General features: G+C 34.2%; 13 protein-coding genes. 1 reads left to right on the top strand and 12 read right to left on the bottom strand.

Going from position 1 to position 15,313, the window contains the following annotated elements:
• Positions 1-2: 2 nt before the first annotated feature.
• The 12 genes from AWM72_RS07095 to AWM72_RS07040 form a co-directional block, all read right to left on the bottom strand.
• Positions 3-278 (bottom strand): hypothetical protein, encoded by a 276-nt coding sequence (locus AWM72_RS07095; protein WP_067975422.1) that lies wholly within the window; start codon positions 276-278, stop codon positions 3-5.
• Positions 279-280: 2 nt separating this feature from the next.
• A complete protein-coding gene (locus tag AWM72_RS07090; protein WP_067975419.1) occupies positions 281-838 on the bottom strand; it encodes a hypothetical protein in 558 nt (185 codons plus the stop codon).
• A gap of 263 nt (positions 839-1,101) precedes the next feature.
• Positions 1,102-2,253, bottom strand: coding sequence for an ImmA/IrrE family metallo-endopeptidase (locus tag AWM72_RS07085; protein ID WP_067975416.1), 1,152 nt, complete (start codon positions 2,251-2,253; stop codon positions 1,102-1,104).
• A gap of 140 nt (positions 2,254-2,393) precedes the next feature.
• Complete coding sequence (locus tag AWM72_RS07080) at positions 2,394-3,479, bottom strand: DUF5067 domain-containing protein (RefSeq protein WP_067975412.1); 1,086 nt, start codon at positions 3,477-3,479, stop codon at positions 2,394-2,396.
• Positions 3,480-3,701: 222 nt separating this feature from the next.
• Entirely contained in the window at positions 3,702-5,213 is a 1,512-nt protein-coding gene (locus AWM72_RS07075; RefSeq protein ID WP_067975409.1) for a DNA/RNA helicase domain-containing protein, read from the bottom strand.
• Between the two features lie 56 nt (positions 5,214-5,269).
• Positions 5,270-5,800, bottom strand: coding sequence for a HEPN domain-containing protein (locus tag AWM72_RS07070; RefSeq protein WP_144435182.1), 531 nt, complete (start codon positions 5,798-5,800; stop codon positions 5,270-5,272).
• Positions 5,748-6,752, bottom strand: a complete 1,005-nt coding sequence (locus AWM72_RS07065) for a hypothetical protein (protein WP_067975401.1) — start codon at positions 6,750-6,752, stop codon at positions 5,748-5,750. Before AWM72_RS07065 ends, AWM72_RS07070 begins: the two co-directional genes overlap by 53 nt.
• A 584-nt stretch (positions 6,753-7,336) precedes the next feature.
• Positions 7,337-8,032 (bottom strand): hypothetical protein, encoded by a 696-nt coding sequence (locus AWM72_RS07060; protein ID WP_067975398.1) that lies wholly within the window; start codon positions 8,030-8,032, stop codon positions 7,337-7,339.
• A 73-nt stretch (positions 8,033-8,105) separates the two neighbouring features.
• Complete coding sequence (locus tag AWM72_RS07055) at positions 8,106-9,206, bottom strand: hypothetical protein (protein WP_067975394.1); 1,101 nt, start codon at positions 9,204-9,206, stop codon at positions 8,106-8,108.
• A 242-nt stretch (positions 9,207-9,448) separates the two neighbouring features.
• Complete coding sequence (locus AWM72_RS07050) at positions 9,449-12,139, bottom strand: G5 domain-containing protein (protein WP_067975390.1); 2,691 nt, start codon at positions 12,137-12,139, stop codon at positions 9,449-9,451.
• A gap of 189 nt (positions 12,140-12,328) precedes the next feature.
• Entirely contained in the window at positions 12,329-12,871 is a 543-nt protein-coding gene (locus AWM72_RS07045) for a hypothetical protein (protein WP_067975386.1), read from the bottom strand.
• A gap of 7 nt (positions 12,872-12,878) precedes the next feature.
• Positions 12,879-13,763 carry a Kiwa anti-phage protein KwaB-like domain-containing protein gene (locus AWM72_RS07040; RefSeq protein WP_067975382.1) on the bottom strand — a complete coding sequence of 295 codons (885 nt, stop codon included), beginning with the start codon at positions 13,761-13,763 and terminating at the stop codon, positions 12,879-12,881.
• A 277-nt stretch (positions 13,764-14,040) separates the two neighbouring features.
• Between AWM72_RS07040 and AWM72_RS09715 the strand changes: the two genes are divergently transcribed.
• Positions 14,041-15,036: an acyltransferase family protein gene (locus AWM72_RS09715; RefSeq protein ID WP_083272370.1), complete on the top strand. Its 996-nt coding sequence runs from the start codon at positions 14,041-14,043 to the stop codon at positions 15,034-15,036.
• The last annotated feature ends 277 nt before the right edge of the window (positions 15,037-15,313 follow it).

The following is a 15,313-nucleotide window of genomic DNA, read 5'->3' as shown; positions in this document are numbered from 1 at the left end:
TTCTACACTGCACACGAAAGATTCTGTATTTCTTGATATGCATTCGACTTATAATTAAATGTTTCAAAATACAGTCTCTTCTTTGATTTCTTTTGTATATTATCATTTTCATTTTCTTGAATTTTAGTTTTATATGAGTAGATACCCTCCATATTTATAGAAAAAATTGAGCTGTAAGATGCATACTTATCTTGAGAATAAAAGCCTGGTTTTAAATCAGTTCTAATCTCTATATCCATCTCATTAGCTATTTGTTCCAACTTTTTTAGGTCTATCATAATTAAATCTCCTCCTCTAAAAATAATTGGACTTTTTCAAAATCAATACTTTCATTATCATAAATACAAAACTGAACTTGTAAATTAAAAATACCAAATTCCTCTAAGTTCCATAAATGCTTAGGAGAAGGTTTATAGTAAGTTTGTTTACTTGCAATTTTAGAGGTATATTTAACATACATTTCAATTAAATAGGCTCGCATTTCAATTTCATTAACCATTTGATCAGTATTTAAACTAATGCCTTGTGACTTTAATTCTTGCAAGAAATTAAATAGTTTTTGTCTATCTTCCTCAGTATCTAAATCAAGTAAATCGTTTCTATTGATCTTAAAGTTTTGTATTTGTAATATAGCTAGTTTTTTTAATCTATCACGTCTACACGCCTGTACGCCCCACCATTTTGCTTTTTCAAGGTCATTTATAAAGAAATAAATTCCATTTCCTAACCAATGATCATTTCTTTTTCTGAAAGTAAATTCTTTGTTTTTAAGGATTTCAGTAGCACCTCTAGCAGTTGTTCCATGATAGAGAAGATAATATATTACATCATCGGTCACCGTATTCACCTTTTCATTGCTACAAAGTAATTATTAAATTAATATATGACTTTGGAAGGATCCTTGCTAAAAGTATATACAATAATACCCTTAGATTAAGTAATTACTAAGGGTACGATTGGTAAATAATTGACTTCTTCTCTTCCACAAATTGATTATAACATTTCACTAGTTTGTTAGCTAGACAAAAGCTAAACCTTCCTATATTTCATTCAATCAAATCAATTTTTCTAATATAATGATACCAAAAAGTTAAGTTATGACTACAGCTTTTGTAACATACTAAGTGGCATATTCAATAAATTAGCTGCATCACTGTATCTAATATCCCCTGCATAATAGGCATTGAACACAGTCTCCGTTACGAGAGGATCGAGCCGGGACTGCAAAGTTGTCCAAAAATCAGGACCTCCTGAAGCTTGTTTTCTTTTAGCTTCACTTTGCCTAAATTGTTCACTGACTTCTTCGGCAACTTCTTGATATAAGGTTTGGTCAATAAAGTCGGCATCTAAAGCACGGCGCGCAATAACGATTTGGCTCACCTTAAATTTCCTAGATAAGTCTTCAATTAAAGCTCTAGTTGGGGTCTGGTCATGCCAAGACTTCAGAAAAGCAGCTCGAGGGACTAAAATTTCAGCCGCAAAAGCATTGCATAGTCTCTCAGACTGGCTAAGATCATTTGGCATCTTATTAGCTGACAAAACATCTTCTTGGCCTAACAAAATATGCCCAAATTCATGGAGAAGAGAGAATAAGCGTCCATTCTTAGAATCCTTGCCATTGATAAATATAAAGGGAGCATAGTCGTCCAAGATGACGAAAGCTCTAAATTCATCCAAATCAAGCGACCGATGCGTATTCAAAGCAACTTGCGATTGGACGACCACACTCGTCCCTATAGCATTCAAGCGCTGTCTAAAATATTTAAAAGCGCCTTGCCCTTGGAGATCTTTTTGCCAAACATGCGGAAGCCCTAAAAGTTTTCTTGCTTCATTCGCAAGTTCTTCAACATCGTCCACCGCGTATGTTTTATATTTAGCGACATAGTCCAAGTTCTCAAAGCCTTGCCGCTTACGATAGTCTGATAAAAAAGCCTGTTGATCCTCTACCCATTGAATACTCTCAATCAGTTCACGGGAAACAGATGAATGATCTTCTTTAGACCCCAAAGTCCGATAAGCAATCAGATCTGGTGTATCGTCAACTGGCTGCTCAAGGAAAAAATAACCAACTGGTACATGCAGTTCCTTACTTAAATCGACAAGCTGCTTAAAAGTAGGATAAATTTCCCCTGATAACCACTCGTCAAGTTTCTTAAAAGTAGACTTATTCGATAGGTCAACTTCCGTTAAGAAGGCTTGATCCATGTAATATTTAATCAGCTTCGGATTAACTGGCACGCGAGCTGTCGGCATTCAAATCCCCCCTCTCTCATTAAGCTCATTGTAGCAGAAATGGCCAAGAAAGACGACTGAGATCATCCTACGCCTAAGAAAAAAAGCCCTCCCCTAAGTCTTCTAATTGACTTAGGAGAGAGCCTTCGTTCATGAAATATCTAATAGGATGGTGCTGGATTTGTTGCACTCCAGTCTGGCCAATCACCTGAGTAATCGTAATCGTCTACTGGTGCATCATCTATATAACCGCTAGCTCCAGGTCCAGCAGATGGGGCACTAGGAGAAGGCGACGATGAACCCGGCTGTATATAAGGCGCTTGGCCATCATCAGATGGGAGACCTTCAGGGTAGCTCGTATCAGATGCTCCACTAGGCTGGATAGGTTCAGGGGTAGCATCATAGGGATCACGCCCACCATAAGTTGTTGAACCATATAAGTCATCGAGATCGATATAGGTCAAAGCCTCATTAATTTCGGCATCTGTGTAACCTTCTGCCTTCAACCAATAAATAATATTGCCTTTAGTGACGGCGCCATTCAACATGGCGTTCAAGCTCTCAATGATTGCCCCTTCCACCCGCTTAGAAGGATAATTCCCCTTCTGCTTGGTCTTAGTCCCTCTTGCAGTCGAAGATGTGGCGTCAGCCTTCTGTCCACTCGCCGTCTTCTTGAGCAAGCGGTCCTTCAATAGGTCAGCAGGGTTATAGTCCTGACTGCCTAGAAGTTTGCCCTGAGCAGTCTTGGCGAACAGGGTCACCGGCGCCTTCATATCCGCGATCTTGAAAGCAATGGCGGTCTTAGCACTTTCGTTTCGCTTCAGTTTCTTGTTCTGGGTCTTCCTGTAACGAGCATCCGGAAGTTTGGCGATAGCCAGGTCATTGTCCAAGTTATCATCCAACTGATCTTGGTGCTGGGTTGGAACAAAACAGCGGATCCAAGCCTCGAAAGGCGATAGCTCTTCCTCCGACTTGTTGGTCGCTTGGTACCAGAAGGCAATCACAGGGGCCTCCCCCTCTTCGTTACCCTCGGCCCCAACAGGCAGGACACGGACGTCCTCTATCTCGATATCAATATCCACCGTATCCAGGTAGGTCCCGTCAAAATCCTCGGGCACATTCTCATAGAGCTTCAACTTATCTGAGCGATAAGCTCCCGGTAAGGCAGACGACGGTGATTCCTTCTCACAAGCACACAAAACCAGGCCTACTATAACCAGCAAGGCCAAGCGGTATAATTTCCTCATCAGTCACTTCCTCCACAATCCATAATGAGAAAATTATAGCAAATTGGGGGATGGTGGTGTATCAAAGATCTTAATGGGTGTGAAAGTTTTTATCTAATCTTATGATTTTTAAAATCTAGGAGCAGTTTCACCATAAAAATATAGTTTAAATATAAAATTTATATCCAATTATGATAATAAATTTATAGTAGCTTTAAGTTACATTTCAACATATAAAAATGATTATCTACTTAAAAATTTTATTAACGAGTTGAAAACTTCCTCATTATTTTCAATAACAAAGACTATTTCTGTTGTTGCCCTAGTGATATTTTGAAATAACATCTTCGGTCCTGAGTAATAACTACCTCTCGTTGGACTTTTTATTTCCATTTTTCCTTCTTGATTTCTCTCATAATAGAAGAATTCAGGTATTATAACTACCGTCTTGTCAAACTCTTGACCTATCGTATATTGTGGAATGTTTTCACTTATTTTATAATCGTCAAATAAATCATAGTCGTATTGTGAAGGAGTATAACTCAATATTTTATATCTTTTATATCCATATGCTTTACATATTGCTTTAGTTTGTTCATGATCTGCAGTGTAAATTAATTTTATTTTCTCATCAGAGTTATCAATAACTTTAATTTGCTTTGGTCTATACTCCATAACTTGATCTATAAATACCGATAAATCTTGGTTAGTTCTAATATTCTTACTTAACTTATATTTTCTTCCATCATGTTCCTCTATATATTCAAAAAATTTTGCTTTTGCTTCTTCACCTTCACTATTTTCAAAAAAAGTTTGAAAAGGATCAAAGAAAAAATTTAACAGTATATTTTTTTCTTCAGCCTGATTCATAACATTTTCCATTTGATTTGGAAATATTCTTTGTGCTTCATCAATAAATATATATTTAGTGCTTTCAGAAATTTTTCCTGCTTTAAAAAATCTAGATTCGACTATATTAAAACCATTTTCCTGTAATTTTCTATGCCCACTATTCAAAGTCCCACAATGTATAATTAAGATATCTTCTTTAGTCTTATTGCAATTATTAATCAAATCTTGCACAATGCTATATAACAATAGAGATTTACCTGTTCCAGGCCCACCCTCGACCGCTATACAATAACTTTTATGATACGTTTTTAGGATTTCTTCTTGATGACTCGTTAACATATATTCTTCTTTTAAAAATTTTTTTGTGTTATTGAAAGGGTTTACTAAGTAATATTTAGGATGAAATATCTCGTCTAAATTACTCATTTGGATAATATCTTGGTTAATGATCATTTTATAAATATAAAGAAAGTCAACCTCAATAATACTATTAATATTTCCATTTTTAATACTACTAGCCAAACAAGTATTAGTTCCCGTATCTACAGAAATAATTTCAAAGTTATTATTTATTGCCTTTAAATAATACTCATTTCTATGAATTTGACTCATTTGTTTTTCCATGGTTGATCCATTTTTTATTTCAATATTTAAATTATAGTTATTTCCAAATCTTAGCAAATCGAATTCTTTTCCAATTTGTGGTATTTCATATCCACATTCAAATCCATTACTTTTCTTTATAAACTTATCAATTTCTACTCCTTCCAAAGATAACAGTTTGTCTACTAGCTTTGAGATAGATTCAAATTCTTCATCTCTCAAGCTAATCCCACTTTTTCTTAAATCTTCAGTATTTATCCCTTTATTTAAGCCAATATTTTTCAAAGTAATTAAGTCCATACATTCTCCTTCAAATTAATTCTGCATATCTCAAAAATTCAAAAAGTAAATATACTTTAAAAACGATTCATCTGAAATTCTCTAATCGCTGTTTTTGGTACTCCAAGTTCATTCATTACTAAGTAGTGCAGAATCTGCTCTAGAAGATTTAGTATCTCTACGACCTCATTAGGATCTGTAATTCTACTTTTATATTTATCAGGATCATCTCCATGAGTACGATAATTTCGAGTATCAACTAACTTGTGTGCAAGACTAGATATTGACTTGGAAGGACTCTTGTCTTCTTGTTTTATTTCACTTTTTATTGGATCAGGAAGCTCTTTAAATAATGTATTTAATTTTTTCCTAAGGTTTTTTTCATCATCATATTTAATATTCTCAGAAAAAACCTTAGTAAATTCAACATCTACATTATCTTGAATATATTCTAAAATTCTAGCTTGATTTTCATAGTATTCTTGAGGTTTATTATCCTTTATTTCTCTATAATTCCTGCAGAATACTTCTAAATATCTAATTAAATTCAATAGTTTATTTTCTGCAAAAGTTGGCATTGATAAAATCAGCAATAATACCGTCAACAATGAACTGCAACTTCTCTTTTTCTTGATACCAACTTTGAATCAAATCTTCGAAATTTTTAAATATTGAATTTGCAGTCATTCTTAACCCTTTTCCTACTACATTATTACTGCATAATTGAGTATAATAATATCTTCCTTTGACTATTGGAGCTCTATTTTTTTCTTTATTCTGTTCTATCTGAACCTTTGTATTTTGTACATTTTGATTATCATTATTCAATTCTTTAGTGAATTCTATGAACGTATGTCTTAAACTTTTAAATAAGACAAATTCATACAAATTTTTTATATAATTTGCGTGATCTAGCAATTCATAAAAATCGATCACTCCATTTGTACTAGATAAAATATAATTAATCTCTTCCTTATATGTAAAACTATGCCATCCATGATGGGGTATAGGTTGTAGCACTTCTTTAATTAGAAGGTTTTGATCTGTAATAGTGTATTTTATCGCCGAGGAAGGTTTAAATATAAACTGATAGGTACTATTAATTCGATCTTCTATTTCTTCAAAGTTTTTCCTATTTAAAATATCAGTAATCGTCTCGATCCCAAACTTTAATTTATCAACTTTTAATATTCTGTAGTCTTTTGAAAAAAGATCCAACACATCAGAGTTTATACCATTCTCATTGAAAGCCTCGCCAAAAAGCACTTCAATGATAAAAAATGAATTTACTATAAAATCACTAACTACGTAGCCGGGTATTGAACTATTCCACTTCTTCATGATAATATTATTCAAAATTATAAGTTTTCCATCTTGCGATAAACCATATAATCTTTGGATTTGATCTGTTTCTACATCTAAACCCTGAATTCTTAATATAATATTATCTGAATTATATGTTAAACTTCCAAAATAGTGATCTCTAATATTTTGACCATCCAAAAACCACAAACCTTCGATTACAAAGTCTTCTTCTAAGTTATACTTGCTTAATCTCATTATTAATCCCCTCCATAATTCTTATAGTTCAATTCTAAACGACTACATATAGTTTTTTCAACATAACCTTCGCACTATATCTAGTGTTTTCCAGAATTATTATTTGAATTTAATCTACACAATACTTTGAGATTAACCTTTACCTTAGATTTCAGTGTTGTGTCATTGTTAAAAGCCAAAAGAAAAAATACAGATTATGTGTTTCATCAGTAATTTAATAGACTAAACTAAATTTTCAAATGAATATGGACCCCCTGCAATTGAAATCGAGTCGTAGTTAATAAATTTAATCCACAATTACCCAATCGTCCCATTCAATGCTATAATAACCGTAGAAAGTATGTAGACCAATCATGTCAGCTCACTCCCTTAAAGTTCTAGCTTCACGGAATATTTATCGCTTAGGTGTGGGATAAGCGTGTGGGTTAGTATGGGCTAGTCGATTATCACTTCTTGTTCAACCACCAAGAATAGCGTTCAACCACTAGAACAATACACTGAGCACAGATAGATCTACATTACAAGATATCCCCCTAGAGGCTGCTAGTTCTAGGGGGATTTTTTGCGGTTATGTGGGAAGTCTTTCACTCGTCCCATATTTGCAATGCATCGAGGAGTGGTTGGACTTGGCTTGGGGTGTAGGGTTCGACAGGTAGTACGAAGGCATTTTCTAAGACTTCGACTGCAAGTGCTGCGTCGGCTTCTGGACTACTGTGCCAGTGGTAGGGGCACCGATAAATAGTAACCGTGCCATCGTAATTACTGGAATATTGGAAGATGGAAGCCCCTGCCATGGTTTTGCCCATATGTAAACTCCAGGTGTCATTGGGCCAGACTGGAGAAAGCTCTGGCGCGTTGGGATCCACTGGGCTTCCTGCTGGTAAGAAACTAGCGTCTATGTGGTCGCCATCATTGCCATAAGGAAAAAGCTCGGTATTATCCATTAAACTTAACCAGACCCGGACCATTTCAACTTCTTTGTTGGTGTAGCCGGGATATTCCTTGGATTCTTGGTACTCCTCGGCTTGGTAGAGAGCTCTGGAATCTGGCTCAACTGGTGCTTCCTCGCGCTTAGCTGGTGCCTGACTCTCAGAGCTGTTGGGTTGGCTTGAGCTCTCACTTGATGAAGTGCTAGAAGATTGAACTTTGGCGACTGATGAAACTGCTTGTTTAGGTGCAGATTCAGAAACACTTGATGCCGCTCCCTGGTCAGTGGTCGATCCAGCGCAGGCGGACAAGGCCAGGCTAGCGAGTAAAAGTAAACTTATTTTGCCTTTCATAGGATACTTCCTCTCTATCTAAAATATCATGGCTAGCTAAAAAAATTAGTTTCCAATACTTTAAACTAAGCTACTAAAGTCTAGTTAACCTTTCTTTTTCAAAATTAAAGAAAGAATTTAACCATTGTTCTAGTTCTTTTGAATATTGTATTAAATCTTGATGGTATTCTTCATATTTTTTACCATTAAAACACTCTTCTACTAAACCAAACCACATTTTCCCTGTGTTAAAATTATTTTTTGATATCACTACACTGGAATTTTTATCAATAAATCCATAGTGCATCATACAATTTCTAAAAGTACTAGAAATAATTTCCTTTTTCCCATAATTTAGCAATGAAGTTAATTGAGAGAGATTAATTTTCTCCTTATCGTTTTGTTGTAAATATGCTTCAAATCTATTTAATGCGGTAAAAACATTATGAACGTTAACATATAGAATACGAAATACCCAGTTATTATCGGCATCAAGATATCTCAAAAGATAATTATTGGTGAACCCCAATATACTGGCTAAATGAAGTAACATTAAATTCTGCTCTTTACTTAGAGCTATTCGAAATACATTATCCATTTTATCTGTATGATAATCTTTATAAAATAGAACAGGTTTTTTATCCTTAAATAAAGTCACATCTGAAAAGTCAATAAAACATCTATTATATTCTACTATAGACCGTATTTGAGAGCCCATTCCACATCCTATTTTAAAACACTCTTCTCCTAAAATGTTTTGATCATATTCTATATTTAAGCATATTGAAGCGCATTGAGTATTCCCAATCAAGTTACCTTTTTCATCAAAATATATTCCTAAATCATAATGCAATTTTAAATTTTTAAGTATAGGAAATCGCATTAGATTTACAAAAAAATTATCTTGTGTATCAGATACTTCTTTGACCTTTCTACGAGTTTTAGAATGGCCATCAGAGAAAAACTTAAGACCATTCCTAATATCTTTTACTTTTTCAACGAAATCATCATTATTCATTTCTAATTCTAAAAATTCACTTGAAGAACGTATATGTAAAGCTAAATAAGGTAGTATAAACAATATAAAGACACCATCATTTACTGTTGACATTAACCTTAACAATGTCTGACCATCATAACTAATTAAACTTTTTGATAGTAAATTTACTTGTTCATGTTGATTGATATAAAACACCCCATCTAATTTTTCTAAACTTCAATAACTTAAAAAATTTGTCTCATAAAATTACTTTACTCTCAAAATAATTGTTCTCCAAATATCAAAGCTAATTTCAGATTGATAGTTTTTGCCAGTCCTCCCACCACAAATTCACCTCTATTATACCACCTCAAAAAGCAAAAAAGCTTCCATGCACAATACATCCCCCTAGAAACACTACTTCTAGGGGGATGTCCTTATTTAGCTATCCTCTATCATTACTCTTTTCTCCCCTTCTTGCCAGCACGCAAACTTAGACACAAGCCGAGTGCTAGGCTAGACAGTCCTAGGCTTAGGGCAGGCTGGAGTGATCGTGCGCCTGTCTTGGGGAGCTGGGTGGAAACGCTTGGGCTGTGAACAAATGGATCTGAACTGGACCTTACTTGCGACTGACTAGAAGCTGTCACTTGAGCAATCTTACCCTTTGCTTGGTCCTTCGCTGAATCAGACTCTTCTGAGGCACCTGCTCGGCTTCCTTGAGCTTCCGAGTGATCCATTGACTTCTCATCTTGAGATGCAAGCGCTTCACTTGCAGATACTTCATCAATACCTTGACTCATCTGACCAGAATCTATAGACACTGCTACTGCACTTACTAGATCAGGACCAACTTCGTCTTGAGCTGCTGCCACAACTGGACCTTCAACAGAAGCTTCCGTACTTACAGCACCCGTCGTCACCTGATCAAAACCTTCTTCCTCAGCCTGTCCGTTGCGCGAAGGAGTCGGTCTATCCTCCTCTACATGAGGCATCTCAGTCCCCTCTTGCTTAGCCGCATGACCTGGGCTAAGATTCGGTGCTTTTTCACCCGTCTCCTTAACTGGCGTTACTTTCGTCTCAGAAACAGTCTCTTCAGGAACTCTTGAAGCTGGTGCTTTCTCTACAGGGCCCTCCTCTCCAGGAAGTTCTGCACCACCCTTGCCTGTGCCAACACCAATAATCAGGTCTTGGCCGGGGAAGTCCTGGCGAGAAATCTCCTGGGTCTTGAGGATATTATTCTGGTGGCCCTTATAAATCCGATTGGTGACCTCGGTATAGCGATTCACGCCGTCCTGGATGATCACATGCTCACCCAAAGCCAGATCGTCGCGCGGCTGAATCACCGTCTTGAAATTCTGCTCATTAATTCGAAGCACCTGATCTTCGGTTTCAGGGACCAGGCGGATGTGGTAGCCTGGGAGAACTTCGAAGTAACCGGGGATGGATTCGTAAAGGTGGCCTGTAATTACATCTCTAGGTGCAGCTTTCTTATCAGGTCTTTTCTTAGTTCCATATTCAATAACCTGATCAATCCCTGGAATCTCCCAATCTTTCAAAAACTCTCTATTTAAAAATTTACCATCTACCGATAAAATATCTCGGGTTAAATAATAGCGTAAAGAAGGTCGACCCTCCTCTATCACGCGCTCTTCTCCAACATACATATCAGGATTTTTTATGTATATTGGGTAAACATATTTACCGTCCCATACAGTTATTTTATCTTCAACAATCGGTGAAGGTACAACTTCCACAGTCATCGATTTAAGTATACCGTCAATATTAATAAATAAAATTGTTTTTCCAGGCTTAAGAGCTGTTATTGACCCATCCTCATTGAATTTAACAATTTCAGAATTTAATGAATACCTATTTCCTTCAAAGCTGTGTACCAATCTACGACTCGCACCATAAGAGTTTACAAAAATTGGCAATTCATATTGTGATCCTTCAAAAATTGGTGGAAAATCAATACTTTGATATTGGCTATGCTCTTTAAAATTTTGGTTAAACAGAATAATAAATTCGCCTTTATAATTCTTGGAAGCATCTTTTTCCTGATATTTATCTGAAGATATTAGACTAAATGATTTAGGTCTATCTGATTCCCATGGCTGATAATCTACAGCTAAGGCGAATGACCTATTTCTAGGATTTAATACTAGATTCAAAAATTTTGAAATATTTGATTCTTCTATCCCTTGATTATAACTATGCTGAGTTATAACATCTAACCCAAACTGTTTAACAATATTTTCTTTTAAAGTCAAAGAACTATTAATTTCATTAAGGACTACTCTATCGCAATATGATTCATTAGCATTAGTCGTTTTAGAAAGCTCTTCATAATCTCTTAAAGAAAAATAAGCATCCTTAGCTTCCCCTAGATTTAACAAAGCTAAATTTTCTAAATCACTATTCCACGAAAGACGATTAACATATTCTTCCTTGGTACTAATACCTTCAGCTTTCAATCGATCTCGAAGACGTTTACCATTAATCCAAACCCCCTCAACCCGTTCGCCAGTTTTAGGATTAACTTGTTCACCGATTAATTCACTGTTTCCTTCCATATCCCAAACAATCGAACGTAATTCTTTAATCGCTGCTAGGCCATCTATTTTAGCTTTTTCTTGATCAAGATTTACGAATGACTGCAGAATAATTGGTTCATCCAAATTAGTATCCAAGTCCAAGGTTGGTATAGATTCACCTTTTGGAATAACAGCTTTGCCGGTATAAGTTTGCTTATAAATGACATCCTCGTTTTCATCCTGGGGAGGCATTTTAATACTCTCATTAGTATTAGAAATCACCACCTCAACCGGCGTTTCAACTAATTTCTCATAGTCTTCAATAACCTTCTGATCCTGCTCTTTACGATAGGCTTGGTGGCGGTCATCGGCAGAGCTTGAACTTGCTTCCTCACTAGGAGCAGATTCTGGACGAGTTGGCGCTGGTTTTACTTCGCTTGGTCTAGCTAAATCTGCTGCTGGGCTGCTTTCAACTAGCTTATCACTCGCAGCGTATTCTGCAGCGGGCTGCTCTTCGGCCTGGACCTGCTCGCCCTGGGCAAGAAATGCGGTGAGGATCAAGGAAGTCGTGGCTAGAGGTAGGAAGGATTTTTTCATCGGTATTCTCGCTTTCATTTATTTTATTCTAAAAAGTCAATCTGAAACACTAGATTAAAAGGCAACTGAAAATGTGTTAATGGGTATGTAAATCTGCTTATAATCTACATTTTCAGTTGCCTTGATTTTAAAATTTAATCTTTCAGTTTGATCTTTTATTAACTTAAGAATATAGTTTATTAACGAATATCTATAATATTAAAAAAGTTAAATGTAAAAAATTTGACTAGTACCTATTTGATCAGCTTTGAGAGCGTTATTTTTTATTTCATATAATGTTCTTTTAGAAATAATAATATGATCTTTATCATTCGTGTATATATGGTATCCTAATAAAATTAACATAATATTAAAATGGAGAGCATTATTCCTTACGAAATATATTCCTAATAATACAATAAACAGAAAATTAACTAGTATACTAGTTTTAGAAGATATATCTAATGATAACAAAGGTACTATGTAGGTTACAAAATAATTCAGTACTTCTACATCAATTTCTTTCAAATTATCAACACTATATTTCCTGCCATCAGATGCACTTTCCTTTTTTATAGCAATTAACCAGAATATTAATGCCATACTTGAAAATAATACTGCTAAAAATACTACTTTCCAAAAAAAAATATTGTTTACTAGTGTCTTATAGGCAGCTTTCCAAGTTAAATCATACATATTTTGAATGAAAATCAAAACAACAAGTGGAAGATATGATGATATATATAAAAGGATCCTAAACAAAAGGTTCATAATAACTTTATCTCCCTTCGTCTACTCCGTCTTCCTCTCCAATAAAAGTTCTGTAATATGCATCCTGCATCAAAAGTACAATTTCTCCTAACTGACTCTTATCTTCGTAACAAATTTGATCCCCAATTATAGAAATCGGTAAATCAAAACGATTTATTACAGCCTCCGTTCTACGCATATGCTTTAAAAACATAGTGGCTTTATCTATATCACCTTCTAATTTTGAAACTCTTTTAACCAAATTTTTATTATCCAGAAGATCTTCTTTTAAAGCATCATATCCAATTATTTTATTTTTAAACATATCTGCTTCCAATACAATTTCAGCTTTATCGTAAAATTCGGCATCTAAATTAAATATTCTCTCAAAAGCAGTATGATAAAATACAATAATCTCATTTTCGTATACTAAAAAATCAATTTTATCATCTATTGTTAATATATCCTCGGTTTCAATACTCTTATAATAGCCTTTTAATATTTTACCAAGTATACCTTTTCTAAGTGCCTTATTCTTATTGTGTCTCCTAAAGAGATAAATACTTTTATCTTGAATTTCAAATTCATATATGAAAAAATCTATAAGAATAGGTGTTATTTCACCAATTCCAGCCTCTTCTTTAAAAGTTTCAAAAAATTCAGTAACTGAATCAAAATCTTGGAATTTAACGGTTTCAACTGTTCCTGAAATAGTTCTTGTTGGGTTATATTCGACTTGCTTAATGTTTGCTTTAGTCTCAAGATAATCAATTGATATTCTCTTAAGCTCATTTTTAACCTGATCTGTGATATTTGGTGTAAAAGTTACGTATCCTTGAGGATTCTTTTGACACATATGGAGATGAATAATATTTGAATTTCGAATCTGATTTACCACTGTGTCTAAATTCATAACGACTCCTCCTCAAATCTAAAATAGTTACTAATTTAATTATATCTAACTAATCTAGTATAATCTATAAAATACTCTAGTTTAATTTTCACATACATAGTTACCTACAATGATTGAATACTAACGGTATAACAATAAAAGAAAGGAGTTTCTGTATAGTATGAAAAGCTCAAAACTAAACAGGCAAAGTAACATTGAACTATTAAGAATAATTTCAATTATAATGATTATTTTTCACCATTTTGCAGTACATGGTGGATTTAATTAGGAAACGTCAATTATTACCATACCCCGTCTTTGGTATAATTTAATTGTATTAGGCGGCAAGGTTGGCGTTAATATTTTTATTCTAATAACAGGATATTTTCTTATAACAAACTGTAGCAAAATTCTTGATATTAGAAAAATCATAAAACTTTGGGGACAGATAATTTTTTACTCACTAAGTATATTTGCTATATGTTCGATATTTAAGATTCATGATTATGAAATCATAACAGCTGTAAAATCGCTATTCCCGATCACTTTCTCTTCATGGTGGTTTGCAAGTACTTATTTCGTGCTGTACATTATTCATCCATTTTTAAATATATTACTCAATTCACTGAGTAAGAAGACTTATCAAATTTTTCTAACATTGCTTATTATCATGTGGTCAGTCATCCCTACCTTTACAACTTCAGACTTTCAAAGTAATCCCTTGTGGTGGTTCGTAACTTTATACGCGCTCGCTGGATATGTTCGTTTATATGGATTTAACCACACCTTTACCACTAAAAGATATTTTATAATGTGCGGAATCTTTTCATTATTAACGTATTTATCGAGTATAGTTTTTACTTTATTAGGAACACAATGGAATATCTTTTCCACCTATGCAACATATTTTTATGGTATGGAAAAGATACCTGTTCTACTAATTTCCCTGACCCTATTCTTAGCATTTACAAATCTTCAAATGAACTATACTAACTCTATAAATACATTAGCAACTGCAACTTTTGGTGTGTATCTTATTCACGAGAATATTATATTAAGGCCTATTTTATGGATTAATATTTTCCAAAATTATCAATATCAAAATTCCTTACTTTTAATCCCGTACTCTATTATTGTGGTCTTATTAGTTTATGCAATATGCACGGTGATAGATTTAATAAGGCAAAAATTTTTTGAGAAGCCTTTTATGGTCATTGTGGATAAATACGCCGATAACCTAATAAACGCGTTAGCTAAAATTTATGACATATGTAAAAAGATGATGTTCGGATAATTTGTCAAAATTATAGAATTCAAAATTTTAAATCTCTACTTAGATATAGCAAAAATCTGATACCTATCATTCTAATGATATACTTCTCTTCTAATAAAATTATGTAATAAAAATTTAAATACAGTAATCAATTTGAAAACTTAGTAGATCCTAAAGAATATAGAGATAAAAAGTTTTCAATCATAACATAATCCCTCTAAAAGATAAGCTTTTTAGAGGGATTATTTATTAAGATATATAATATATTGATTACTTCCCATGCATACTTCACTTTACT

Origin of the sequence: Aerococcus sanguinicola (assembly GCF_001543145.1) — a bacterium.
Classification (GTDB): Bacteria; Bacillota; Bacilli; order Lactobacillales; family Aerococcaceae; genus Aerococcus; species Aerococcus sanguinicola.
The sequence above is the reverse complement of the archived record's forward strand: the minus strand, read 5'-3'. Positions and strand labels throughout refer to the sequence as shown.

Coding starts and splice junctions, on each gene's coding strand:
- AWM72_RS07060 (WP_067975398.1), bottom strand. CDS start 8,032: ATGAAAGGCAAAATAAGTTTACTTTTACTCGCTAGCCTGGCCTTGTCC.
- AWM72_RS07080 (WP_067975412.1), bottom strand. CDS start 3,479: ATGAGGAAATTATACCGCTTGGCCTTGCTGGTTATAGTAGGCCTGGTT.
- AWM72_RS07085 (WP_067975416.1), bottom strand. CDS start 2,253: ATGCCGACAGCTCGCGTGCCAGTTAATCCGAAGCTGATTAAATATTAC.
- AWM72_RS07065 (WP_067975401.1), bottom strand. CDS start 6,752: ATGAGATTAAGCAAGTATAACTTAGAAGAAGACTTTGTAATCGAAGGT.
- AWM72_RS07095 (WP_067975422.1), bottom strand. CDS start 278: ATGATAGACCTAAAAAAGTTGGAACAAATAGCTAATGAGATGGATATA.
- AWM72_RS07075 (WP_067975409.1), bottom strand. CDS start 5,213: ATGGACTTAATTACTTTGAAAAATATTGGCTTAAATAAAGGGATAAAT.
- AWM72_RS07050 (WP_067975390.1), bottom strand. CDS start 12,139: ATGAAAGCGAGAATACCGATGAAAAAATCCTTCCTACCTCTAGCCACG.
- AWM72_RS07045 (WP_067975386.1), bottom strand. CDS start 12,871: ATGAACCTTTTGTTTAGGATCCTTTTATATATATCATCATATCTTCCA.
- AWM72_RS07040 (WP_067975382.1), bottom strand. CDS start 13,763: ATGAATTTAGACACAGTGGTAAATCAGATTCGAAATTCAAATATTATT.